Below are 24,383 nucleotides of genomic sequence, written 5' to 3'. Positions count from 1 at the left end.
TCCCGATCCGGCGCGCGCGGTGGACGCCGCACCATGCTCCTGCTGCGGCCAGCGCCCCGGTCGGCGGTGCGACGAGCGGCGTCGCGTACGGGGTGGCAGGGGTGACACGACCGACGCCGCCGGGCCCAGCCCCGGACCGCCGCGTCTTCGCGCGCTGCCGGAGCGACGGAATGGGGCCAAGGTGGCGCGCCCCTGGCCGTTCGTCGCGCCGAGGAGACAGTCGCCGCGCTTGCGGCTGCCCCACCAGGCGCCGAGATCACGGAGCTTGCCCGGTCCCCCGCCGTCGTGCGCGTCGTACACGGGCCGGCCCCGGGGCTGAGGGTGCGGCGCGGTGGGGCGGAATCCCGCACCGCCCCGTACGGACGTCCCGACCGGCCAGGCCTCCGAGGTGGTTCATCCGGCCGGTATGAGGGCCGCGGAGGCGTGGGCTCCGCGCTCGGACCGTCGCCGTCACCGCAGGTGCCCCCGGAGTCCGGGGCATTGAGGCGGTGGCCACGCGCCTGATGACGGACGCAGTGACACCCCTCAGACGCGGGAACCCCCTGAAAGAGTTTTTCACCGTGCGAACGGGTAAGGGGTCAGTGGTCGCCACAGGCGACAAATCGGCAGAAACATTCGAACGATGCAGATCAGGGAGAGCTTGATGTCCTCGAAGCGACGTCGCAAGAAGAAGGCCCGCCGCAAGAACGGCGCTAACCACGGCAGCCGTCCGCAGACCTGAGGGACACCACGCATCCGGGGGCATCGTCCCCCGGATGCGTGCCCCGAAGGGACATCGGCCACCAGGCCGGCGCCTCGCCCGTGCAGCCTGAACTCAGGCCGTACCTTCGCCGACCGGTCTCAGGGCAGGATCGAATCCACATAGCCGCCGTCCACCCGCAGGGCGCCGCCCGTGGTGGCTGACGCGTACGAAGAGGCGAGGTAGACCACCATGTGGGCGATCTCCTCCGGCTCGATGAGCCGCTGCAGCAGGGACTGCGGCCGATGGATGCGCATGAACTCACGTTGCGCCTCGTCCCACGGAAGATTCTTGTCGACCAACTCATAGACGAACTCCTCGACACCGCCGGTGTGCGTGGGGCCGGCGATGACGGAGTTGACCGTCACGCCCGTGCCTGCGGCGTCCTTCGCGAAACCGCGGGCCACCGCCAGCAGCGCCGTCTTGGACATGCCGTAGTGGATCATCTCGGCCGGGATGGCCACCGCCGAGTCGCTTGCGATGTATTGCACCCGGCCCCAGCCGTTCTCCTTCATGCCCGGCAGATAGGCCCGGGTCATGCGGACCGAGGCCAGGACGTTCACCTCGAAGTAGCGACGCCACTCCTCGTCGGCGATCTCCAGCGCCGGCTTGGCTCCGAAGATGCCGAGGTTATTGACGAGGATGTCGGCGTGCGGCAACGCGGTGTGCACCTGTCGGGCCCCGTCGGCGGTGGCGACGTCGCCCGGGGCGGCGACGAATTCCGCCTCCGGGCACTGTTCACGCAACCGCTCGACGGCGGCTGCCACGGAGTGATCACTTCGCCCGTTGACCGCGACACGGGCACCCGCATCTGCGAGTCCGGCAGCGATACACGCACCGATCCCCCGCGTGGAGCCGGTGACCAGAGCGGTTTTTCCGGAAAGATTCACGCGCATGGGAGTCGCCTTCCCTGGATGCATCAGAATCAATCACCCGAGAAGCGTCATTTACTGCGATCCCGGTCTTATTCGCATGATGACGGTATTTGCGCGCGGGCTTGGTCCTCGCTTCGCATCTCTGGCGTGGCGTACATACAGATGCTCGCGTCTCCGCTGGACTCGACTGCCGCCCCTTCGGCGGCGGGCGTTCCGGCCTGAGGTTCGAAGGCCGGATCCGCCTCGCCTGATCCAACTCAAGTCCCCTTGTAAAAGCGGGACTTCAGGGTAAGCGTGCATCAGGCCGGTCGATTCGCGATCAGCCACAGGGAAATCACGAAGGAGTGGCACCCATGACGACCCAGTACGGAAATCATCCGACCGGACAGCAGCCCCACGGCGCGTCCCCGCGCGCGGCGACCGGCAACGTACTGAGCATCATCGCGATGGTGTTCGGCGTGGTCTCGCTCATCTTCCTGCCCATCGTCTTCGGTGTGGTGGGCCTGGTGCTGGCCATCGTCGCCAAGACAGTCCGGCACGAGCGCCTCGCCGTGGCCGCCATCGTGGTCAGTGCCGTGGGCCTGGTCGGCGGGATGATCCTTGGAGCCATTGTCGCCGGGTCCTGATCATCGCCCGTCCCGGGTGTCGCCCCGGCCAGGCGATGAAGCCACGTCGCACCAGCCGTTCTGTGTCCTCAGCCCACGCGCGTCCGACGGCCGCTCCCGGCCATGGAAGCAACATGGAAGGGCCGGCTCCGCCCAGGAATCCGTACCGGCGAGCCGGCCCCCTCCCTGAACCGTGGCCACGCAGCCACGGAGAGGCCGGACGTAGCTGCACGGGACGTTCGGCCAGTCCCGGACCGGTCCATCAGGGATCGGTCCATCACGGCCGACGCCCGCCCGGACGTCGGGCGCCCGGGACAGCCCGGACGGCACATGTTCCAGGCGGAGAAGTCCGGTCGGTTGCCATAGAGGCACCCGATCACGAACATCCGGCCGCCCTCGCCCCACGGGTGCGCGAGGGCGCCGAGCCGCACCCCCTGAGGGCCGCCGACGCTTGCGGCCGCACTCCGGCCGATGGCCCCCAAGACCGGAACCTCCGCGCCTTCGTTCGACAGGTCACGAGCGGGGATGTTTGGACAGGCAGATCCGGGTCAGGCGGTGGTTGTTCCTGAAGTCGACCACAGCAAGGTGTGAGTGACATGGCTGCCAATGAAAAGGCCCAGGCCAAGACCGAACAGGCCAAGGGAAAGATCAAGGAAGCCGCGGGGCGCACCACGGGCAACGAACGCCTCACCGCCGAAGGCCGGACCGACCAGGCCAAGGGCGACGCCCGCGAGGCCAAGGAGAAGGCGAAGGACGCCTTCGGCCACTGAGGTGGCCCCCCGTTCCGTCGGAACGGACGGCCACCGGAGGAGACAGAAGAGGGCCCGGCACTCGGTGCCGGGCCCTCTTCTGCCATGACGGCGGCCCAGAGGGCCTGGAACAGGCCCGTCAATACGTCGCGTCGAGATGGGTCCGTACCCCTGTGCTCACCGGGCTCTCGTCCCGCACGACGCGGGCCACCGGCGCGGCTGCCGATGTCGGCCTCACCCAGGTGGCGTGCGGGCACGCCCGCGCTCGCCGCCGCCAGCGCCTGGTGGCGCTGCGCCCGGACGGGTGACAGGCTTGATCAGGTGGACCGTGACTGGATAGACAAGCAGCTGCTGGACGGTTTGACCGTCGACACCAGCCGCCCCGAGCAGCCGATCCTGCTCGACGAGGCGGGCCGGCCGATCAGGACCTGGCGCGAGAACTACCCCTACGACCGCAAGATCCGCCGCAAGGAGTACGAACGGATCAAGCGCATCCTGCAGATAGAGATGCTCAAGCTCCAGCGGTGGACCAAGGGCACCGGCGCACGGGTCGTGGTGGTCTGCGAGGGGCGGGACGCGGCCGGGAAGGGCGGCACCATCCAGCGGTTCACCGAGCGCCTCAACCCCCGTGGCGCGCGCATCGTGGCCCTGGACAAGCCCACGGACCGAGAGCGCGGCCAGTGGTACTTCCAGCGCTACGTGGCCCATCTGCCGGCACCCGGCGAGCTCGTGTTCTTCGACCGCTCCTGGTACAACCGGGCCGGAGTCGAACGCGTCATGGGCTTCTGCACCCCGTCCGAGTACGAGCTCTTCCTCAGGCAGTGCCCGGAGTTCGAGAAGATGCTCGTCGACGACGGCATCATCGTGGTCAAGTTCTGGTTCTCGGTCTCCCGCGCCGAGCAGCGCACACGCTTCGCCATCCGCCAGGTCGACCCGGTCCGCCAGTGGAAGCTCTCCCCCACGGACATCGACTCCCTCGACCGCTGGGACGACTACACCACGGCGAAGGTCGACATGTTCCGCGCCACCGACACCGAGCACGCGCCCTGGACGGTCGTGAAGAGCAACGACAAGCGCCGGGCACGCCTCGAGGCGATGCGCAGCCTGCTCGCCCGCATCGACTACACGGCGAAGAGCGACGAGGCAGTCGGCAAACCGGACCCCCTCGTCGTGGGACCGGCCGCCACGCTGCTGGAGCCGGGCGAGGAGGACACCGTCCTCTCGCCCACTCCCCTCGCTCCGCACACCGAGGGGCCGGGCGAACACCCATGACCGCTCTCAGCCACGCTGGGCTGTGACGTCTCCGTTGACAGTCGCCAGGGTCATCTCGTGCCCGTTCCGCTCCGTGGCGGAGGGGAACCCCACCGAGGTCCGGCCGTTCCGCGTCGTGGCGCCGACGGCGTAATCGGGCGCGTCGCCGGGCAGCGTCACCCGCACCGAGCCGTTGGTCGTGGCAGCGTCGAGAAGGGACGGCGAGGTGGCGCTGGTGAGCGTCACGTCACCGTTGACGGTTTCCGCGTGCAGACGCGCCGAACTCAGGGTCCCGGCGCGCACAGAGCCGTTGCGGGTGACCAGCCGGAGGGCGGCGTCGTCGAGGCCTGACCGGGCGACCGTCACGTCCCCATTGACCGTGGTCAGGTCCAGCGCCGCCGCGACGCCGGCCACATCGATGCCCGCGTTCCTGGCGGTGACCGTGACCGGGACGCCGGCAGGGACGCCGACCGAAGGCATGCGGGGGCACTCCCCTTCGTGATCGCCCTGCTCGTCGGGCTCGGTCTCCTCGTGCCCGGCGCAGGACAGATCGAGGACCCACGTGTCGTCGCGGTGGGACCAACGGCTGTCGATCCGGGCCTCGAGGACCACCTGGTCGTCTTCGGCCGGCCGCAGACGCACGCCGTTGTCGGTCGTGATCACCAGTTTCGATCCCCGGCCCAGGTCCGGCGGCGCTCCGTCGAGCCGTGCCCCGGGGTCCCCACCGCACGCGGCCAGGAGGGGAACGGCCGCCAGCAGGAGGGGCCATCGCGATCTATGCGTGAACGCCGTGAGGTTCATGTTTCCCGCCTTCCCCGCGCCGGGCCGTCTCATGGCACGCGACCGGGGTCCCCCGCCGAACCGCCCGGCCCTCCGCCTTTGCCCGGTGCGTGCTCGCCAGTGCCGCATCAGGCAGCGTTCGCCCCGCTGTGACGTCTCAGTTGGTGCCGTGTCACGGATGGACCATGCGATCCCCCATCAGACGTCAGTCGGGTACGTCTTCGTCGTCGAAGTCACTGGCGGAGGTGAGGCCTTCGATGAAGGATCGGAAGTCCGAGGCGAGGGCCAGCTCTTCATTGCGGTCGGCGTCGAACCACGTCACCGATGGTTCCCGGTGCCGGCCGCATGCCCGGTAGTCGAGCGCAACCCAGGAGTGCCCGTCGCCCGAGAGAAGCACGGTCGGCGCGGGCAGTCCCCATTCCTCGATCAGGTACGGACTGTCCAGCAGAGAGGCTGAGCACTCGTGGTCGCCACCCTGCACCCAACGGCTGGGTCCTCTCCCCACCGCCGCTGATGCCGAAGGCCGGATCGACTGGAGCCTCCACGAGCCGCCGCACCCCTCAGCACGCGGCCGGGGCTGCCACTCGTTGGGATCGCGCTGGTCGGCCTGCGATGGTTCCGGCAGCACCAACGGCGGGCGTGATGCGACGAATGGCGTGTGCGGGGGCGGGGACGCTGTGCCGGACGGCGTCCCGCACGAACCGCCGACCTCGGTACTGGACAGCCGGGCGGGCCGCTTGGAGACTGGCCCGACCGACCTTTCGTCCCGGTTGGTGGCCAAAGATGCCGGCGGGAGTGGCACCGGCACAGCAGTGGCAGCCGTCGCGGGGGTGCGGGACACGGGTGCTGAGGGCCTGCACCGCCGCGAGGGAACCATCCCGTCAGAACGGTGAGACCGGTGATCAGACTCTCCTCCCAGCATTCCGGCATCACTTCGGACGTCATCATCGTGGGCGGCGGCGCGGCCGGACTGAGCCTGGCGCACCGGCTGACGGAGGCCGGCACCACCACGGCGACCGTTGTCGATGCTCCGGACGGACCGCTGAGGCCCGCGGAACGAACGTGGTGCTACTGGGAGGAGGGCCCGGGCGACTTCGAGGAAGCCGTCAGTGCCTCGTGGTCGCGCCTGCGGGTGCACGGCGTCGACGGGGCCCCCGTGACGGTCACTTCCTCCCCTTTGCGTTACCGCATGCTGCGCTCCGGGCCGTTCGAGCGATTGGTGCACTCCCGGCTGGCAGGAAGCCCTGGGTCGCAGGTGGTGCGCGCGACGGTGGACGCTGTGCGCGACGTGGGCGACGGTGCGCAGGTCCTCTGCACGATGCCCGGTGGTGAGGCGCTGACGCTGCGGGCCCGGCTGGTGTTCGACTCCCGGCCCGTTGCCGCGCTTCCGCCCGCCAGGACGCAGTTGCTGCAGCACTTCCGGGGGTGGTTCATCCGCACGGCCCCGGACCGCTTCGATCCATCGATCGCGGACCTGATGGACTTCCGGGTGCCTCAGCCCGCTCATGGGCTGGCCTTCGGCTATGTGCTCCCTCTGGCGCCGGACCGGGCACTCGTGGAGTACACGCAGTTCTCCCGCGCGCCGCTGGACACCGCTGCGTACGACGCGGCGCTGGAGCACTACAGCCGCGCCGTCCTGAGGCTGGGAACCTGGACCGTCGAAGCGGTGGAGCAGGGTGTGATCCCGATGACTGACGGGCGCTTTCCGCGCAGGGCCGGGCGCGCTGTCTTCCGCATCGGGGCGGCCGGCGGCGCCACCCGTCCGGCTACGGGCTACACCTTCTCCGCCGTGCAGCGGCAGAGCCGTGCCCTCGCGGACAACCTTCGCTCCGGGCGGACGGCGGTGCCTCCGCCGCCCCATGGACGGCGGGCGCTGGCTATGGACGCGGTGCTGTTGCGTGCGCTGGACACCGGCCGGATCGACGGGCCCGATTTCTTCACCGGCTTGTTCCGGCGTACGCCTCCCCAACGGCTTCTGCGCTTCCTGGACGGCGCGACCACGCCGTGGGAGGAGTGGTGCATCGGCTTGCGCAGCCCGGTGGGCCCGATGCTGCGGACCGCCGTGGAACTTCCCTTCCTTCGCCGCCGCCCACGGACCGCACCAGTCACCGCTGCCCCCTGCGAAACGAGCCGCTGATGACCCTGCCGCGCGACCATGACCTTCCGCACGCCTTCTCCTTCCACGAGGCCGTGGGCTGCCCGCATCCGGCCGCCGGGCAGATGCACCCGCTGCGGAACGGACCCTTCGGCCCGGTCTCCCCCGCCCCTCCGTTCCGTAACGCCGCGGATCCCGACAGGCTCTTGCCGCCCGACACGAACCGGCTGCGATCCGGTGGAGCGCCGGCGGCCGGGTGGCGGACCGGAATGTCGCATACGTACCCGGTGGGCATCGGTTCTTTCGCCCTCGCGGAGCGTTGCCGGTGAGCGCCCACCGTGGCCCGGCCCGGCGGGGTCGCGACCGCAAGGCCGAAGTACTGATGCCCGTGGCCGGCCGGGACCGGTTCAGCCGCCGTGACGCCCCTCGTGTCGCCGTGATCGGGGGCGGCATCGCCGGCCTCGCGGCCGCCACCGCGCTGGCCGAACGAGGCGCCCGCGTAACCCTGTACGAACGAGGAGACGCGCTCGGAGGCCGGGTGGCGGGGTGGCGGACCCGCCTGGCTGACGGCTCCACGGCGACCATGAGCCGTGGATTCCACGCGTTCTTCCGGCAGTACTACAACCTGCGTGGTCTTCTGCGGCGCACCGACCCCGCCCTCGCGCGTCTCACGCCCCTGCCCGACTACCCGTTGCGCCACAGCGGTGGTCTCACCGACAGTTTCGCCCGCGTTCCGCGGACACCGCCCCTGAGCGCCCTCGGGTTCGTCGCCCTGAGTCCGACCTTCGGCTGGCGGGATCTCGCCGCGATGAATGCCCGAGCGGCGCTGCCGCTTCTCGATGTGCGCGTTCCCGAGGTCTACGCACGCTTCGACTCGGTCAGCGCGACCGCGTTCCTCGAACAGGTCCGGTTTCCCGAGGCCGCCCACCACCTGGCGTTCGAGGTGTTCTCGCGCAGCTTCTTCGCCGACCCCCGCGAGCTGTCCGCGGCGGAACTGGTGCTGATGTTCCACATCTACTTCCTCGGCTCCGCCGAGGGGCTGCTCTTCGACGTGCCGGACGCCCCGTTCCCTCAGGCCCTGTGGGAGCCGCTGGGTGATTACCTCCAGCGCCTCGGGGCCGAGGTCCGGACGGGAACCGCGGTGCACGGCGTCCGGCCGTGCGACGGCGCGGGAGCCGAGGTGCTCACCGAGGCCGCGGCGGAGCCTTACGATGCCGTGGTCCTGGCCCTCGATGCGCGGGGGCTGCGCCGGCTCGTGGCCGCGTCGCCCGGTCTCGGTGACCGTGCCTGGCGCGACGACATCGCCGGGCTGCGCACCGCCCCGCCGTTCCTCGTCTCGCGGCTCTGGCTCGACCGGCCGGTCGCCGCGCACCGCGCGGCGTTCCTCGGTACCAGTGGATACGGCGGTCTGGACAACATCAGCGTCCTGGAACGCTACGAGGACGAGGCGGCCCGGTGGAGCCGGAGAACCGGCGGTTCGGTGGTGGAACTGCACGCCTACGCCGTGGATGACCGGGCCGAGCCGGGCGACGTGGAGGCCGGCCTCCTCGATCAGCTGCACGAGGTCTACCCGGAGACCCGAGGGGCCCGGACGGTGGACGCCCGCCATGAATGGCGCTCGGACTGTCCGCTCTTCCCCCTCGGCTCCTACCACCGGCGCCCCACCGTGCGGGGCCCGCACCGCTGGTTGACGCTCGCCGGTGACTCGGTGCGTTGCGACCTGCCCGTGGCGTTGATGGAGCGGGCCGCCACCACCGGCTTCCTCGCCGCCAACGCCCTGCTCGCCCCATGGGGCGTGCGGGGCCAGGTGCTGTGGACGGTCCCGCGGTCGGGGCGCTCACCGGTGCTGCGAGCACTCGGTGCGCTGGCGGAGCGCTGACACGGTCCGCGCGCGCCTCCCCGGGCCTCACTCCCCCCGGCGCAGCTGTGAGGATCACCCGGGGAAGCGTCCCGTACTGCGCAGGGCCCAACGGCGTTCGGCGTAGGCCAGGTCGTCGCGCCACAACCGGCCGGCCGTGCGGCGCATCAGGGGCCGCAGCGCGGGGGCGGCGGCCCGGGCCAGTGCGAATCCCCGGCGGTCCGAGGCGGCGACGATCGCTTCGATCACCGCCGTCCGTGGCCGCCCGGCGCGCGGACCGGTGAGCGGGGTGGCATGGGTCTCCACCACCGAGGAGGCTCCCTCGCCCCCGGTGACGCGCATCAGCACGGTGCGCGGGCCGGGTGCGGTGAACTCGGCCCTCACCGGCACGACCAGGCGGCCGGTCACCCGGAAGGAGACGTCCACGACGAAGGCGTCGTCGTCCACCCCCGCGGGTGCTTGCTTCACCGTCAGATTCACGAACGAGTACGGGTGGAACCACGCGCCGTGCCAGGGATCGAGCCGGTTGGCGACGACGTCCTGCGGTTCGCAGCGCCCCACAGCGGTGAACACGGCATCCAGGGCGGTCCCCGGTGCGGGACGGGCAGGGACCACCGGGCGTTCGGAGGGCTCCTCACCGCCGACCGCGTCCAGTCGTACCCACAGCAAGAGCCCGTCGTCGTGGACGGGGTACGGTTCCCAGCCGGCGAACGGCCCGCCGTCGAGGGCCAGTCCGTGCCAGCGGCAGACCAGCGTGCCGCACACCACACGGCCGTCGCGCAGCGGAGCGCCCAGGTGGGGGCAGGCGCCCGGGCCCGCGTGCGGTTCGCCCGTCTCCGTGCGCCACACCACGACCTCTACGCCTCCCACGGTTCTGCCGCGCGGGCCGGCACCGGCACGCACGTCCCGGGAGGCTCCCACGACGAACCAGTTGCCGGAGGGCCGCGCGGACGCCCGGTCGAGCGCAGCGGCGATCACAGCGGGCCGGGCTGCCTGCCACGTCGGCCTCTGCGCCGCCCAGGCGGAGCCGCGGCCCCAGCGCAGGGGCGGTGTCCAGGCCGCGCGCCGCTGGTCGGTCACTGTTCCGTCCCTTCCGCCCGAGCACCGGTGGCCATCCGGACGGGGCCCTCGGCCGCGGTGCCCGGCACGCGGGAGCGGCAGCGCGCCCCGATGGTGCGCAGGACTCCGTCCGCGGCTGTCATCGCGCGGATCCTGCGGGAGACCACGGCGCGACGGTGCAGCACGGTGTAATCCTGGCCCGCGATCACGTCGAGGATGCCGCCGTACAGGTGGAACGCGGTGCGGATACAGGGGCGTACTCGAGGGTCGAGCATCGCGATGCCCGGCTCCGCCTCCCGGTACACGTCCCGCGTGAGGGCTTCGGCCGTGACCAGGGCCCCGCGGATGCGCCGGTCCTGGCGCCCCGTGCTGCGGCTCCACTCCAGCAGCGCACGGTCCACGCCGTGGGCGGCGAGCAGGTCGGCCGGGAGGTAGACGCGGCCCCGGTCGAGGTCTTCACCCACGTCGCGGAGGAAGTTGGTGAGCTGGAACGCCACACCGAGGGCTGCCGCGTGCGGTGCCGCTTCCTCGCGGGGCGCGGTCGTACCGAGTACCGGCAGCATCTGCAGCCCGATCACCGCGGCGGAGCCGTGCATGTAGGCGAGCAGGTCGGCGTAGGCCGGATAGTCCGTGACGCTCAGATCACTTCGCATCGAGACCATGAAGTCGGAGAACAACGTGTGATCGATGGCGTACCGGGCGGCCGTGTCGGCGACGGCGCGGACCACGGGCTCGGCGCTGTCGCCCGTGGCCAGACCCTGCGTCAGTTCGGTTTCCAGGCGCTCCAGCAACCGGTCGCGGGCGCCGGTCGTCAGGCGCCGGTCCAGGTCGTCGACGATGTCGTCGGCCCAGCGGGCGAACCCGTACAGGGCGTGCACCGCGCAGCGGCGTTCCACCGGCAGGAGCCGGGTGGCAAGGAAGTAGGTCCTGCCGTGACGGGCGTTGAGCCGCCGGCAGCGGGAGTACGCGGCACGCAGGGCGGGATCGGTGATCCCGGCAGCGTTCAGTTCACGACGGGTCATGGGCACCTCCCGCGAGCACGGCCGACGCGGAGGCACTGACAGCCGCTGATGCCGGCGGTCTGACGGGAGGCGTGCGGCGGACGTGGCCGGTGACGCGCGCCGCGGCGAGCTTTCCGCTGATGAGCACGGTCGGCACCCCGACGCCGGGAGTGGTCCCGCAGCCGGCCAGCACCACGTTGTCCAGGCCCCTCACCAGGTTGCGGGGTCTGAACGGACCGGTCTGGGCGAAGGTGTGGGAGACGGAGAAGGGACTGCCCGCCGCGTGCCCCTGAGCGGTCCAGTACAGCGGTGTGACCAGCAACTCCTCCTGGATGCTGTCCCGGAAGCCTTCGAGGCCACGGCGTTCCAGGGTCGCGGCCAGGCTGTCGCGGTAGCGCGGCCCCAGGTCGCGCCAGGTGGCGGCGGAGGGGCCGACCTCAGTGTTCGGGCAGGGGGCCAGGACGTAGTGCAGGTGCTTGCCCGGGGGCGCGAGGGCGGGGTCGTGCGCCGTGGGCCGTGTGATGAGCAGGGACGGGTCGCTCATCAGCCTTCCCGTACGGGTCAGCTCGTCGAAGGTCCGGTCCCAGGCTGCGCCGAAGGAGAGGGTGTGGTGGGCGAGGCCGGGCCAGGTGCGGTCGGTTCCGGCATGCAGGACCACGGCGGACGGCGCGTGGCGCAGCCGTACCGGGCGTCGAGGTGAAAGCCCCAGCAGCTCGTAGGCGGAGCGCAGTTCGCAGGACAGCACCACCGCGTCACAGGCGATCCGCTCCCCGGTGGCCAGGCGTACCGCGCGTACCCGTCCGGCCGATCGCTCCAGCGCGTTCACTTCGGCGGACCAGCGCAGGTCGGCGCCGGCGTCACCGGCGGCGTCGGCCATCGCCCGAGGAAGGGCGTGCATGCCGCCCCTGGGAAACCAGACGCCGGCCACCGTGTCCATGTAGGCGATCACGGCGTACGCCGCGAGTGCCTGCGCGGGTGCGACTCCGGCGTACAGGGCCTGGAACGTGAAGATCCGGCGCAACCGCGGGTCGGAGAGGAAGCGCCCGACGCGCCGGTCCAGCCGTCCGAAGCCGCCGAGTGCCGCCAGCCGTGCCAGATCCGGGTGGAGCAGTTGGAGCGGTGAGTCGAAGTTGGTGTCGATGAAGCGCCGCATCTGCGCCTTGTAGAGGCGCTCCAGCCACGCGCGCAGTTCGCGGTATCCCGCGGCCTGGGCCGGTCCTGCGAAGCGCCGCACCTCCGCCTCCATGGCTTCGCCGTCGGTGTGGACGTCGAGGGTGCTTCCGTCGGCGAACGCCGCCCGGTAGGCGGGGTCCAGAGCCATCAGTTCCACGCGCGCGTGCAGGCTGTCCCCGACCGCGGCGAAGGCTTCGTCAGCCAGGTGCGGCATGGTCAGCACCGTCGGCCCGGTGTCGACCTGGTAGCCGCCGAGGTTCACTCGCCCGGAGCGGCCGCCGGGTGAAGCCTCCCGCTCGACGACCGTGACCCTCCGGCCGGCACCGAGCAGGTGGAGGGCGCACGCGAGACCGGACAGCCCGGCTCCGACGACGACGACGTGGTCGGTGGGCCCCGGGACCGCCTTCACCGCTTCTCCTCGCTGAGGCGCGGGGCAGGGCCCGCCGCGCGTTCGACCAGGGCGGCGAACTCCCGTCGCACCTGCGGGCTCGCCCCCGTCCGTGCGAAATGCCGCAGGCTCGTGACCACCAGGTCCGCGATCTTCGCCTCCACCGCTGAGCACGCCCCGGTCCGCACGAGCGCGCTGCGCATCCGCTCCACGGTCCGGGCGGAGCGGTTGCCGCCGCCGGGCGCGAGCACGGCGGCGGCGTCGGCGTCCCCGGAGTCCTCGGCCAGGGTGAGAGCGACAGCGAGCAGGTAGGTGAGTTTGCGCGTACGCAGGTCCTCACCGGCCGGCTTGCCGGTCAGTACCGGATCGCCGAAGGCTCCGAGCAGGTCGTCGCGCAGCTGAAAGGCGAGTCCTGCGCTCCGGCCCGCGGAGCGCAGGGCGTCCAGGATGTGCTCGTCCGCCCCTGCCAGCGTCGCGCCCAGGGCCAGGGGGCGCTCGACCGTGTACCGCGCGCTCTTCAGCGTGGCGATGGCCACCGCTTCGTCGAGACCGGAAACGCCGGCTGCCTGGGCGTGGATGTCGCGGTACTGTCCGGCGACCATCTCACCGCGCGTGGCGCGCCACTCCTGGTACAGCCCCGTTCCGTGCACCGAGCCGAGGGCCGTCTCGGTCAGCAGGTCGTCCGCCCAGGCCAGGGCGAGGTCCCCGGCGAGCACTGCGGCGGAGCGTCCGAACGAGTCCGGTGAGCCGGTCGTTCGGCCGGCGGGGAATTGACGTGCGAAGTCGACGTGCATGGCCGGCCCGCCCCGGCGCATGAGTGATCCGTCCATCACATCGTCGTGGACCAGCGCGCATACCTGGAGCAGTTCAAGAGCGGCCCCCGTCCTCAGCACGGGCAGGGCGTCGCCCGAGCCGCCCGCCGCCTGCCAGCCGCACCACGCGAACGCTGTGCGCAGGCGCTTCCCGCCGCGCCGGGCGAAGGCGGTCACGCGGCACACGACGTCCCGTGCGTAGACGGGGTCGGTCTGACGGGCCCGGCGCAGCCCGGCATCGAGGACGTCGTCCAGGACCGCTTCCGCGGACCGGACGGCCTGGCCGACCGTGAGGGGTGCCTCGCCGAGTCCGTCCCGTACGGCCTCCTCGGGCCCCGGTGCCGGGCCCGGCGTGGCCGGCCTCCCCTCCTTTCCGGTCACCTGCCCACCACCACTCTTGCCGCAGACGGGAGCTCGCATGTGCCGATCCCTGCCCCGTACGCGAGCGGTCCGGTACCGCGTTCACACCGTCGGCCCAGTGACCCCATGCGTATGGCGGCGGGGCGGCGGCTCGTCCGGGCCGCGCGTCATTCCTGTGGCGCCCGGGCCCGCCGTGCACCGGACCTCGTCGACCGCGCTCCGGGGAGCCGGCGCTGTGACGCGGCCGGACCGCGCGCGCTCATGGCGTCAACGGGTGCGGCGCAGGCGCAGTGCGGCTACGACGCCCAGGACCGCGCCCACCGCGAGCACGGCCAGCCCCCTGAGCCATACGTCGCGTTCGATCTGGGTGGCGAGCCCGATACAGGAGGCGGCGCCGAGTACGGGCACGACGATCGGCGCGGTGAAATGGCCGGGCCGTCCCGGGTCCCGGCGCAGGACGAGCAGAGACGTGTTGACGAGGAAGAAGACGACGAGGAGAAGCAGGACGAGGGTCGAGGCGAGCGTGGAGACGTCGCCGGTCAGGGCGAGAAGCAGCGAGAGGGCGGTGGTGGCGGCGATGGCCGCCCACGGCGTGCGCCGACCGGGCAGCACGACCGTCAGGAAGCGCGGCAGCAGTCCGTCGCGGGCCATGCCGTAGGCCAGCCGCGAGGACATGATGCCCGTGAGGAGCGCTCCGTTGGCGACGGCCACCAGGGCGATGGCACTGAAGAGCCACGTGGGCACGCCGCCGGCCGTGCGGACGACTTCGAGCAGCGGACCGCTGGAGCGGGCCAGGGTCCCGGTCGGCACCGCGGCCGCGGCGGCGGCACCGACCAGTACGTACACCGCGCCGGCTGTGACCAGAGCGCCGAAGAGCGCCCTCGGGTAGGAGCGCCGGGGATCGCGCGTCTCCTCGGCCACGTTGACGGACGTCTCGAAACCGACGAACGAGTAGTAGGCGAGTACCGCCCCGCTCAGCACGGCCGTGACGGGTCCCTCGCTCACGGTTCCCAGGTCGGTGAGCCGCCCCATGTCCCCGCCGCCGCGCAGAACGATCCAGGCGCCGAGCCCGATGACGAGCAGCAGCCCACCGACCTCGATGACCGTGGCGACGGCGTTGGCTCTGGTCGACTCGCTGATGCCCCGGGCGTTCAGCAGCGCCAGCGCCACGAGGAAGACCACCACGACGAGTACCAGCGGAAGCGAGACGAACTCGGACAGGTAGTCACCCGCGAACCCCCGGGCCAGTGCCGCTACGGACACCACCCCGGCCGCGAGCATGCAGAAGCCTGCCACGAACCCGGTGAAGGGGCCGTACGCCAGGGTGGCGTAGTGGGACGCACCGCCCGCGCGCGGGTACTTGGTGGCCAGCTCGGCGTAGGACGTGGCCGTCAGCAGGGCCAGGCCAAGTGCGACCACGAGGGGCACCCAGACGGCGCCGCCCGCCTCGGCCGCGACTTCGCCGACCAGGACGTACACGCCCGCGCCCAGCACGTCTCCGAGGATGAAGAAGTAGAGGAGCCAGGTGGTCAGCTCCTTCTTGAGGCCGGGGGCATCGGGTTTCTGAAGCATGGTTCTGGGAGCGTTCACGGGGCCCGTATACCCGGTCGGACCTGCTGCATTCGGCGGTTCTATCGCCCTTGCCGGGCCCGTTGGGTGCGCCCGTGGGCAGCCATCGTCCGCCGACCGGTGAAGACGTGCGTGCTCTCCTCGGCACGCAGGGCTGCGCCATCCGGCATCGCCGCACACGGCCGTGGGAGCCACGAGGCCCGGGCACGTCACACCCGTCGGACGCCGCCCTGGGCAGATCGTGGACCTGATGTTCCTCCCCCTCGTCACGTTCCATGACGGGAGCCCATCCGAGAAGCGCGTGGCCAGGAGGGCTCGCGGGCCGGTGCGGGCCGTGGACTCGTGAGTGAGTCGCGCCGCCCGAAGGCAACGCGTCAGCGGATGCGCGTGGCGCCCGGACGGCGTGGAATTGTCCTTGCCCTACTACGTCACCCCCGTGGCGCCGGAGGGCGCACGGCAAGCGCCCGTGCGTCGCACCGGGGGCAGGGGGTACGCGGGGTGCAACACCGGCCTGCCCCGCACGGGGGCGGGCGCGTACTGACGGGAGCAGGACCATGACCGACCGCAGGCCCGAGGGCACCGCGTACACCGGAGCGAAGGGGAGCCCGCCGCCGGTACCCGCCGACATACCCGACCAGCAGGTGCAGGAGGGCGAGGACCCCCTTGACGTGGTTCTCCCGCCCGATTCCGACGAACACACCGGGGATGCGGAGCCCGGGAGGCCCGACCCCGATGAGGCGGGCTCGGGCCGCAATGCCGCCCGCAACGCCGGCACGCACGCGGAACACCCCACCCCGGATGAGTCAACGGGGTGACGGGTAGCCCAGCACGCCGGGGCCCGGCTCGCACAGACTGGGCCCCGGCGGGGACCACTCCCATCTTGCGAGGCGTTCACCGCTCGGCCGGCTGACTCGGCCCGGCGGGGGCGGACGCGTCGACCTGGGCACGGAGATCTTCTTCGCCGTCTTGCCCACGGTGGGGGTCCTTGCCGCTCGCCACCGGATGCGGGTTTTCCGCAGAGGTCGAGCGGGCCCCTCTCCCCCCGCTCCCGAGGCACCACCGTGCGCCTTCGGCGCCGAGCGAGTGATACAGCCACAAGGCCGCCGAGGAACGAGCGCCACGAGCCCACGGGCGGGGATCCGCCTTCACCAGCGCGCCGTCGGAGACGGCCGGCGAGCCGGCCTCGGCGGCCCCGCCGCAGGACCGCCCGCCCGTCGCGGCGCTCACCCGTACGCGCTCCCGCCCGGGCGCCCGCTCCCCCGGGCGGGGAGCATGGGAGCGGAGCGGCGGGGATTTCCCCGGGCTGCGGACGACGGACGTGAAGGATCTCCGGTGGGTACTGACCGACAGGTACTACGAGGCCGTACCGCTGTGGTGACCGGGGCCGCCCGAGGCGTGGGAGCAGCCGTCGCCCGTCGGCTGGCTGAACGGGGAGCCCATGTGGCCCTCCTCGGGCTGGAGGAAGCGGTGCTGGCCGACGTGGCCGCCGGCCTTCCCACCCCGTCTCAGTACTGGCACGTGGACGTGACGGACGACGCGGCGATGGACGCGGTCAGCGCAGCGGTTCGCCACAGCATGGGCCCCGCGTCCATCGTGGTGGCTAACGCGGGGGTCGCTGAAGGGGGGCCCTTCGCCGGCTCCGATCCGGTCACCTGGCGTCGCGTGATCGAGGTCAACCTCGTAGGCAGCTCCATCACCGCGCGGGCGTTTCTGCCCGATCTGTTCGACACGCGCGGTTACTACCTCCAGATCGCTTCCCTGGCGTCGATGGGCGCGGCCCCGTTGATGAGCGCGTACTGCGCCTCGAAGGCCGGCGTCGAGTCCTTCGCCCATTCCCTGCGTGCCGAGCTGGCTCCGCGAGGGGTCGGCGTCGGGGCCGCCTACCTGAACTGGACCGACACGGACATGATCAGGGACGCGGACCAGCACGCGGTGCTGCGCGAGCTGCGGGCGCACATGCCCCCTCCGGCACGGAAGGTCTACCCGGTGGGGCAGGTGGCGGAGGCCCTGGTGCGTGCGGTCGAACGGCGGGCGCCGACGGTCTACGTTCCCGGGTGGCTCCGGAACGTCCAGGCGGTGCGCGCACTGCTCCCGGGCGTGGTGACGCGGTATACCCGGCGGACGCTGATGAACTCGGAGTTCTCCGCCACGGGGCTGCTGGGCTCCGGTGGGCGGGCGGCCACCGGGCGGAACACCTGATGCCCTGACGGCGCCGCGCATCCGCGCTCGCGCGTCGGAGGGCCTCGTGCGTCCCGCAACCCGTTCGCCGCGTTCCCTTGCCGTCGGCCCAGGGTTGTCGCCGGGCAGGATCCGACGCCACTTGCCGCGCTCCCTGTTAAAGATCGCCGACGAGGGGGCAGACAAAAGGGTCTATATCACTCCCACGAAGGAGAGCCATGGCAGTCGGCAGTCCTCGCTACACCGTTCCGGGTCTCAGCACGAAGGACGCTAAGCAGATCGTTTCGCTCCTGAGCATGCGCCTTCATGCGCTCAACGATCTGGCGCTCACCCTCAAGCACATCCACTGGAATGTGGTGGGCCCCCACTTCATCGCCGTTCACGAGATGCTCGACCCGCAGACGGTCGCCGTCAGGGCGATGGCGGACGACACGGCCGAGCGCATTTCCGCGCTAGGTGGCGAACCCCACGGCACACCCGGCGCCCTGGTCGCCGAGCGGACGTGGAACGACTACAGCCTCGGCCGTGCGGACGCGCTGGCACACCTGGGCGCCCTCGACCTCGTCTACACCGGCGTCATCACGGACCACAGGTCCGCGGCGTCCCAGGCCGCCGGCGTCGATCCCGTCACCGAGGACCTCCTCATCGAGCACCTGCGTTCTCTCGAGCAGTTCCAGTGGTTCGTCCGGGCCCACCTGGAAGGCGCCGGGGGCTCCCTGTCCACGACGGGAGCCAAGACCGAGCAGCAGGCTGCCGCGGCGGCCGCCCGCAAACCCGCCACGAAGCGGACCGCGAAGAAGACGAGCAGGTCCAAGGGCTGAGCGGAGTACGGGAGGCCCACGGCCCTGACGCCTGCGGGTAGGGCAGCGAACCCGGCCGCCGGCGCACAGCATCGGGGCGCAGCCCCCTGACCTCAGGGGGCGGAAGCGCATACTGGCCGTATGGACTCGTCCACACGTGCCGGCTTCGGCCTGCGGGAGCGGCTGGGCAGCGCGATCTTCGCCCAGGTCGCCGGTCCCGCAGGGCCGGAGAACCGCGCCCGTATCCATGGAGCACCCGGTCCGCGCTGGTTCGGTCCGGACCGGCCGATCCGCACGGTCCACGGCGATGCCTCCATGTTCATCGGCGGGCTGCGGGCGCTCCTGCTCCAGTCCTTGCACCCGTTGGCCATGGCCGCCGTGGAAGCTCATTCCGGTTACCGCGGCGACCCATGGGGACGGCTCCAGCGCACCAGTACCTTCCTCGCCGTCACCACGTACGGAACAGCCGACGACGCCCAGCAGGCGGTCGACCGGGTGCGGGCCGTCCACGACCGGGTACGCGGGACGACTTCACGGGGCGAGCCCTACTGCGCCGCTGATCCCCGCCTTCTCGGCTGGGTGCATGTGGCCGAGGTGGAGAGTTTCCTGCTCGCCCATCAGCGATACGGCGTCCATCCGCTCGACGGGGCGGGGTGCGACGGCTACATCGCCGACACGGCGCGGGTGGCGGAAGCACTCGGCGTCGCCGATCCTCCGCGAAATCGCAGAGAACTCACTGCCCGCCTCGGGGCCTACCGGGGTGAGCTCCGCCCGACGAGGGAAGCGCGGGAGGCCGCACGTTTCATCCTGCTGCACCCTCCGCTGCCGTGGGCCGCCCGCGCTCCCTACGCGATCCTCGCCGCGAACTCCGTCGCCACCCTCCCCCGATGGGCCCGTACGTCGCTGGACCTGCCCCGGCTCCCCGGCGTGGCCGATGCCTGCGTGACCCCGACCGGGCGCGCCCTGACCGCCGCGATTCGCTGGGCCATGGTCCCCCCGCGCCCCTGAGGGCTGCCTCTCGGTTCCCGGGGTCCGGCGGCGCGGACGGCCGGCTCATCCGTTCCGGGCACCAGGAGACCTGCGGGGGCACGCCCTTCCCGTGTCCCTCGCCTCCGCACCAGTCTCTCGGCCGGGTGCGCGGTACCCGGCTATCGTCGGTCGTGACGCACTCCTGCGGGTGGTGAAGAAGGTGTCGTTCATGAGCGGCAGGGAAGTGGCGCGTGCCAGTGTTCTGGGCGAGCTGATCTCTGCGAGCCATCTGATGACCCTGGAGCAATTGCCCGGCACCGTCGCGTCGTACGCCGATCGTGCGGGCTGGCCGCAGGTGCTCATCTATCTGGCGGATCTGCGCCAGGAACGGTTGTGCCTGCTCGCCGGCGACCGTGACGCCCTCCCCGGCGCGGCGGACGCGCCGACCGATCTGGCCGTCGACGGCACGGTGGCCGGGCGAGCCTTCCAGCTGGGAAGGATCTCGCCCGCTTCGGCTTCCACGACCGGGCAGTGGTGGGTCCCCCTGCTGGACGGAACCGAGCGTCTGGGCGTACTCCGGGTCGGTCTGCCGGGCGCGCAGGTCGAGGCGGACGACGATCTCGACGGGCTCGCCGGCCTCGTCGCCCTCTTGGTGGAGAGCAAGCGCGGCACAAGCGACTTCTACTCCAGACTGGTGCGTCGCCGGAAGATGCGAGTGGCAGCGGAGATGGAATGGCGGCTGATGCCGCCGCGGACCTTCGCCACCGACCGGCTCCTGATCAGTGCGGTCATGGAACCGGCGTACGAAGTCAGCGGAGACGCCTTCGACTACGCCCTGGCCGGGGACATCATGCATCTCTCCGTCTTCGACGCCATGGGGCACGACACCGCCGCCGGGCTGACTGCCAATCTCGCGTTGGCCGCTGCGCGTGTCCAGCGCTGCCAGGGCGCCGGCCTTCTGCAGACGGCCGAGGGCGTGGGCGCGGCACTGACCGAGCAGTTCGCGGGCCGTCGCTACGCCACGGGCATCATGGCCGAACTGAACCTGGGGACGGGCATGCTGACCTGGACGAACTACGGCCATCATCCTCCGGTGGTCATGCGCGGCAACCGCACCGTCCTGCATCTGTCCTGTCCGCCCGCGCCTCCGCTGGGGACCGGCCTGGGCGTGCACGGTGCACTGGGCCATGACCAGTTGGAGCCCGGGGACCGCCTGGTGCTCTACACCGACGGCATCACGGAAGCACGCAACGAGAAGGGGCAGGAGTTCGGCCTCGAGGGCCTGACCAGCTTCCTGATCCGCCACCACGCCGACGGCCTTCCGGTACCGGAGACTCTCCGGCGACTGATCGGGCACCATGTGGCCTACCATGACGGCCGTCTCGACGACGACGCCACCGTGATGCTTCTGGAGTGGCACGGTCCGACGCCCTACCAGCCCGCTCAGTTGAAGGCGCTGACGGGTCTGCCCCCGACCATCACCGCGGACACCATCGCCTCCGCGTGGCACCGGTAGCGGTTCACCGGCACCTGACGATGCCCCTTGCGACCGCTGCCGACGGGTTCGCCGCGTCCCGCGAGCGTCCGGTCCACGTGGGTTGTCCCGCCGTCCGCGGCGAAGTCACGGGGCGGTTCAGCGGGGGTCGCCCTGCGAGCGGCGCAGCTGGTCGGCGCTCTTGGTGATGCTGTCGACACGGGCGGCGAAGTCGGGGTGGCCGACCTTGAGGTAGATGTGGGTGTCGGCGAGCGGGCCGATGAGGTTGGCGGCGTCGTTGTCGGCGAGGGCCTCCGCGAGGCGCGCCAGGGGCGTGCCCGCCCGGGCGGGTAGGTCGGTGAGGGCCGTGATCTGGCCGGCGAGCTGGCGCAGGTCCGCGGCGTTGGTCCGGGCCCAGGCGGTCACGGTGCGGTCGGCGGCGCGGCGGCTGCGGGTCGCCTGCACCCGTTGCTCGCCGGTGGCTCCCGGGGCCCCCGGACGTACGCGCAGGTAGCGCTTCTCCGCCGCCTGGCGGCTGGCGACTCCCAAGGGATGGGCGAGGTCGGCCCAGCTCGAGCCCGCCTCACGGGCCGCCTCGATCAGACCGGGCTCCCATTCCGCGAGCTGGTCGCGCAGCTCCCGCAGGAGGAGGAGCGCGGCCAGGGCCTGCTCGGCACCGATCTCCCCCGTCTGGGGTCGCGAACCCGTTCCCGCGGCCCGGGCAGTGCGGACCGCCTCGTTGATCGTGTCCAGCGCCGCCGCCGCGGCGGCGAAAGGGGTGGGGTCGCGGGGCTCGGGAGAAGCGGTCATGACGATCCCTTCCTGGCGTCACCGTTGGGATGACGAACCCGTTGTCACCCTTTCGATGACGGCCGCATTGTCATCGTTCCGATGACATGTTACAACGGAACCAGACGAAGCGCATTGGCAGTTCCTGCCAGACCTGTGGAGGTGTTTTCGCGATGTTGATGCGCACTGACCCGTTCCGCGAACTCGACCGTCTCGCCCAGCAGTTGACCGGTGTGTCCGGCACCCGTTCGAGGCCCTCGACGATGCCGATGGATGCCTACCGCGAAGGCGAGGAGTATGTGATCGCCTTCGACCTGCCAGGGGTCGACAAGGACGCCGTCGACATCGACGTCGAGCGCAACATGCTCACCGTCAAGGCGGAACGCCGCCCCGTCACGAAGGCGGACGACGTGCAGATGGAGCTCTCCGAGCGTCCCCTGGGCGTCTTCTCCCGCCAGCTGATGCTGGCCGACACCCTGGACACCGAGCGGATCACAGCGGACTACGAGGCCGGGGTGCTGACCCTGCGCATCCCGATCGCCGAGCGCGCCAAGCCCCGCAAGATCACGATCGGCGCGAACTCGGACCACAAGCAGATCAGCGGCTGACGGCCCGGGCCGCCGCTCTGCTCACCCCCTCGCAGGCCGCCCGGCCGCTTTCCTGCGGCCCTGCGGGCAACGCGGCGCGGCTCGAGGGAGCCACCGAGCAGATCGCGGCACGGGACCTCAGCGCCCTGCCGAGCGTGACCGCCGATGCGGCGCGCAAGGAATTCTGCCGCGCATTCTGCTCCGGCTCCCCCGGAGAAGGGACGCCCGCTTCTCCGGCCGTCGGCCGAGGGCCGCCCCCGGGACGGCTGAGTACCTTGGTGTGACCGCGTTCCTGAGCAACCCACGGTGCACCCGCTCATCAGATCAACCCGGCCGACCTGGCTCGCGCCGGTCCGCCCCACCTTCGGGCCGGAAGGCCCCTCGAACGAGAAAGGCAACAACTCCGCGATGCTTCCGCTGCGTGAACCGACCGCTGTCCGGCCGGGCATGACGTTTCACCAGATGCTGGAATGGATCCGCTACGAAGGCGCGTACCCCACCCGGGACCGGGCCGAGGAAGTGACGCGTGCCGTGCTGGCAGCCCTGGGCCGTCAGCTCACCGGCGACGAGCGTGTCGACCTCGCCGGCTGCCTCCCCACCGAGGCGGCACTCGAATTCACCAGCCAGGTCCCGGACCCCCAGCCCTTCACCGGGTGGGGCTTCGTCAAGGATCTGGCCACGCGCACCGGCGGCACCCCGGCCACCGTGCGCTGGGACACCGGAGCGGTACTCACCGTCGTCGCCCGTCTCGCCGACTCGGGCCTCCTGGACCGCATCCTCGCCCAGCTCCCCCCGGGGTATGCCCTGCTGTTCGGCCGCGCCGAGCTCACCCAGGCCGCGTGACCGATTCCCGACGGAGGCACACGGGCGGAGACAAGCGGGCCGACGGCAGTAGCTGAGGGCAGTGCGTGCCTGGTCAAGGGCTCCGGCGACACCGCGCCGGAGCCCTGTCGGCACGCCTGCACCCGTCGGTCGGGGCGTCGGCTCGCCGGGTTCCCCTGCGGCCCGTAAACGCGAGGGCGCACGCGAGGGGTGGGGCGGGCGAACCGGCCGACCGGGCTTCGATCAGGCGTTCGCCGTGTCGACCGGCCTGGCACCCTCGCGGTATTCGGCGTTGATGCGCTGTGCCTCTTCGAGCTGGTCCTCGAGGATGACGATGCGGCAGGCGGCCTCGATGGGAGTGCCCTGGTCGACGAGTTCCCGGGCGCGGGCGGCGATGCGCAGCTGGTAGCGGGAGTAGCGGCGGTGGCCGCCGGCAGAGCGGAGCGGGGTGATCAGGCGGGCTTCACCGATCGCGCGGAGAAAGCCCTGGGTGGTGCCGAGCATCTCGGCGGCCCGGCCCATCGTGTAAGCGGGGTAGTCGTCGTCATCGAGACGGCCGAACGAATCATCTGCTGTCATTTGCACCTCTCTGTGGAACGCGTGGAGGGGCCCTGGTGCCATCTGGCACCAGGGCCCCGAAGGAACTGCTACACCATCTGCCGGAGACTAGTGCGCCGGCATTCTATTTCCGCGTGCCGCGACGTGGGGCCGTCGGGGGTGCGGGGATCGCGGTTGCTTGACCGGAGACCACCTCACTATCGATGTCCTGCGGTACCCGGGCTCAGTCGTTCCGCCCGGGCGATCCTGATGGCGCCCGGCTCCTCCGTTTCTTCCCTCTGGGATTGATCACTCATCTGACGTACTGCTTTGTGGCCCGAACCAGCGCCACTCTTCGCCAGTCAGTCCCGTCGCCCGTCCTGCATCTGCTCCGGCTTGGAACCCCACTGACGAACCTCCTGGTGCGCGCGCCCGCAGCCGACGCCTTCACCAAGGTGCTGCTCACTTCCTTCGCTGCTGGGTACTCCTGCAGGGCGGCCCCTCATCACTGCGGGCCACCCGGTCCGGTCGCCAGCCCCGTCGCCATCCTGCGAAACCCTGGCTTCGGAACTCCACCACCGCACCGTCCTGCGACTGCAGCCTCCTGTACCGCGCGTTCTGCTTCCCGGCAGTTCGTCCCTGCCAGGCTTTGCGGTCTGTCCGGCTACGCGAGAAACCCTAGCCATGAGGCCATCCAATGTCTACTGCGGCCGACATAGTTTTTCCTTTGTTCGACCATGAGGTAATCCGCATCGAACACCGACCCGCCGCGGGCCCGCCGACGCCGGGGCCGAAGCTCACCGGCGGGCAAGCCGCACCGGGGCGGATCGGGATCCGGTGGGGCCGACCGCTCGCCCACCGGGGAGGAGGAACCGGAGGCGCCGCCCCGGCCTTCCTCGAGACGCCCAGACGC

At 71.4% G+C, this 24,383-nt stretch carries 22 protein-coding genes; 12 read left to right on the top strand and 10 right to left on the bottom strand.

Annotation, left to right across the window (positions count from 1 at the left end; translation table 11 throughout):
- Nucleotides 1-840: 840 nt before the first annotated feature.
- The gene (locus E6R60_RS14540; RefSeq protein WP_136326966.1) at nucleotides 841-1,635 is read right to left on the bottom strand and encodes an SDR family oxidoreductase; all 795 of its coding nucleotides are present in this window, start codon (nucleotides 1,633-1,635) and stop codon (nucleotides 841-843) included.
- Nucleotides 1,636-1,967: 332 nt separating this feature from the next.
- On the opposite strand from E6R60_RS14540, the gene E6R60_RS14535 reads away from it, so the two are divergent.
- The 3 genes from E6R60_RS14535 to ppk2 all read left to right on the top strand — a co-directional run bounded on the left by E6R60_RS14535 (nucleotide 1,968) and on the right by ppk2 (nucleotide 4,240).
- Nucleotides 1,968-2,240: a hypothetical protein gene (locus E6R60_RS14535; protein WP_136326965.1), complete on the top strand. Its 273-nt coding sequence runs from the start codon at nucleotides 1,968-1,970 to the stop codon at nucleotides 2,238-2,240.
- Nucleotides 2,241-2,815: 575 nt separating this feature from the next.
- Entirely contained in the window at nucleotides 2,816-2,989 is a 174-nt protein-coding gene (locus tag E6R60_RS14530) for a CsbD family protein (RefSeq protein ID WP_136326964.1), read from the top strand.
- Nucleotides 2,990-3,289: 300 nt separating this feature from the next.
- Entirely contained in the window at nucleotides 3,290-4,240 is a 951-nt protein-coding gene (gene ppk2, locus E6R60_RS14525) for a polyphosphate kinase 2 (protein ID WP_136326963.1), read from the top strand.
- 6 nt (nucleotides 4,241-4,246) lie between these two features.
- On the opposite strand, the gene E6R60_RS14520 is transcribed toward ppk2, so the two are convergent.
- Together E6R60_RS14520 and E6R60_RS14515 are read right to left on the bottom strand one after the other, a co-directional pair.
- A complete protein-coding gene (locus E6R60_RS14520; RefSeq protein ID WP_136326962.1) occupies nucleotides 4,247-5,020 on the bottom strand; it encodes a DUF4097 family beta strand repeat-containing protein in 774 nt (257 codons plus the stop codon).
- Nucleotides 5,021-5,204: 184 nt separating this feature from the next.
- Nucleotides 5,205-5,480: an SMI1/KNR4 family protein gene (locus E6R60_RS14515; RefSeq protein ID WP_136326961.1), complete on the bottom strand. Its 276-nt coding sequence runs from the start codon at nucleotides 5,478-5,480 to the stop codon at nucleotides 5,205-5,207.
- Nucleotides 5,481-5,900: 420 nt separating this feature from the next.
- On the opposite strand from E6R60_RS14515, the gene E6R60_RS14510 reads away from it, so the two are divergent.
- Entirely contained in the window at nucleotides 5,901-7,136 is a 1,236-nt protein-coding gene (locus E6R60_RS14510; protein WP_206309422.1) for a lycopene cyclase family protein, read from the top strand.
- A 340-nt stretch (nucleotides 7,137-7,476) separates the two neighbouring features.
- Nucleotides 7,477-8,973, top strand: coding sequence for an FAD-dependent oxidoreductase (locus E6R60_RS14505; RefSeq protein ID WP_136327112.1), 1,497 nt, complete (start codon nucleotides 7,477-7,479; stop codon nucleotides 8,971-8,973).
- Between the two features lie 54 nt (nucleotides 8,974-9,027).
- Here E6R60_RS14505 and E6R60_RS14500 read toward each other — a convergent pair whose 3' ends face one another.
- The 5 genes from E6R60_RS14500 to E6R60_RS14480 all read right to left on the bottom strand — a co-directional run bounded on the left by E6R60_RS14500 (nucleotide 9,028) and on the right by E6R60_RS14480 (nucleotide 15,317).
- A complete protein-coding gene (locus E6R60_RS14500; RefSeq protein ID WP_136326960.1) occupies nucleotides 9,028-10,032 on the bottom strand; it encodes a DUF5914 domain-containing protein in 1,005 nt (334 codons plus the stop codon).
- Nucleotides 10,029-11,033 (bottom strand): phytoene/squalene synthase family protein, encoded by a 1,005-nt coding sequence (locus E6R60_RS14495; RefSeq protein WP_136326959.1) that lies wholly within the window; start codon nucleotides 11,031-11,033, stop codon nucleotides 10,029-10,031. Before E6R60_RS14495 ends, E6R60_RS14500 begins: the two co-directional genes overlap by 4 nt.
- Entirely contained in the window at nucleotides 11,020-12,594 is a 1,575-nt protein-coding gene (gene crtI / locus E6R60_RS14490) for a phytoene desaturase family protein (RefSeq protein ID WP_136326958.1), read from the bottom strand. Before crtI ends, E6R60_RS14495 begins: the two co-directional genes overlap by 14 nt.
- The gene (locus E6R60_RS14485) at nucleotides 12,591-13,805 is read right to left on the bottom strand and encodes a polyprenyl synthetase family protein (RefSeq protein WP_136326957.1); all 1,215 of its coding nucleotides are present in this window, start codon (nucleotides 13,803-13,805) and stop codon (nucleotides 12,591-12,593) included. The genes crtI and E6R60_RS14485 overlap by 4 nt, the downstream gene beginning before the upstream one ends.
- Nucleotides 13,806-14,012: 207 nt before the next feature.
- Nucleotides 14,013-15,317, bottom strand: coding sequence for an APC family permease (locus E6R60_RS14480; RefSeq protein ID WP_136327111.1), 1,305 nt, complete (start codon nucleotides 15,315-15,317; stop codon nucleotides 14,013-14,015).
- 551 nt (nucleotides 15,318-15,868) lie between these two features.
- Here E6R60_RS14480 and E6R60_RS14475 point away from each other — a divergent pair.
- The 5 genes from E6R60_RS14475 to E6R60_RS14455 all read left to right on the top strand — a co-directional run bounded on the left by E6R60_RS14475 (nucleotide 15,869) and on the right by E6R60_RS14455 (nucleotide 20,777).
- On the top strand, nucleotides 15,869-16,129 hold the full coding sequence (locus E6R60_RS14475) for a hypothetical protein (protein ID WP_136326956.1): 261 nt from the start codon (nucleotides 15,869-15,871) through the stop codon (nucleotides 16,127-16,129).
- Between the two features lie 517 nt (nucleotides 16,130-16,646).
- A complete protein-coding gene (locus E6R60_RS14470) occupies nucleotides 16,647-17,513 on the top strand; it encodes an SDR family oxidoreductase (RefSeq protein ID WP_240802550.1) in 867 nt (288 codons plus the stop codon).
- 197 nt (nucleotides 17,514-17,710) lie between these two features.
- On the top strand, nucleotides 17,711-18,313 hold the full coding sequence (locus E6R60_RS14465) for a DNA starvation/stationary phase protection protein (RefSeq protein ID WP_136326954.1): 603 nt from the start codon (nucleotides 17,711-17,713) through the stop codon (nucleotides 18,311-18,313).
- A 120-nt stretch (nucleotides 18,314-18,433) separates the two neighbouring features.
- The gene (locus E6R60_RS14460) at nucleotides 18,434-19,300 is read left to right on the top strand and encodes an oxygenase MpaB family protein (RefSeq protein ID WP_136326953.1); all 867 of its coding nucleotides are present in this window, start codon (nucleotides 18,434-18,436) and stop codon (nucleotides 19,298-19,300) included.
- Between the two features lie 190 nt (nucleotides 19,301-19,490).
- Nucleotides 19,491-20,777 carry a PP2C family protein-serine/threonine phosphatase gene (locus E6R60_RS14455; RefSeq protein WP_136326952.1) on the top strand — a complete coding sequence of 429 codons (1,287 nt, stop codon included), beginning with the start codon at nucleotides 19,491-19,493 and terminating at the stop codon, nucleotides 20,775-20,777.
- Nucleotides 20,778-20,894: 117 nt separating this feature from the next.
- Here E6R60_RS14455 and E6R60_RS14450 read toward each other — a convergent pair whose 3' ends face one another.
- On the bottom strand, nucleotides 20,895-21,545 hold the full coding sequence (locus tag E6R60_RS14450) for a type III effector protein (protein ID WP_136326951.1): 651 nt from the start codon (nucleotides 21,543-21,545) through the stop codon (nucleotides 20,895-20,897).
- Between the two features lie 152 nt (nucleotides 21,546-21,697).
- Between E6R60_RS14450 and E6R60_RS14445 the strand changes: the two genes are divergently transcribed.
- Together E6R60_RS14445 and E6R60_RS14440 are read left to right on the top strand one after the other, a co-directional pair.
- Entirely contained in the window at nucleotides 21,698-22,132 is a 435-nt protein-coding gene (locus tag E6R60_RS14445; protein ID WP_136326950.1) for an Hsp20/alpha crystallin family protein, read from the top strand.
- 387 nt (nucleotides 22,133-22,519) lie between these two features.
- Entirely contained in the window at nucleotides 22,520-22,954 is a 435-nt protein-coding gene (locus tag E6R60_RS14440) for a DUF2267 domain-containing protein (RefSeq protein ID WP_240802549.1), read from the top strand.
- Nucleotides 22,955-23,176: 222 nt separating this feature from the next.
- On the opposite strand, the gene E6R60_RS14435 is transcribed toward E6R60_RS14440, so the two are convergent.
- Nucleotides 23,177-23,512 carry a MerR family transcriptional regulator gene (locus E6R60_RS14435; protein ID WP_136326948.1) on the bottom strand — a complete coding sequence of 112 codons (336 nt, stop codon included), beginning with the start codon at nucleotides 23,510-23,512 and terminating at the stop codon, nucleotides 23,177-23,179.
- Nucleotides 23,513-24,383 lie beyond the last annotated feature (871 nt).

Source organism: Streptomyces sp. A0642 (assembly GCF_004795105.1).
In the GTDB taxonomy this organism is placed as follows: domain Bacteria; phylum Actinomycetota; class Actinomycetes; order Streptomycetales; family Streptomycetaceae; genus Streptomyces.
Note: the sequence above shows the minus strand (reverse complement) of the source record. Positions and strands in the feature narration are given on the sequence as shown.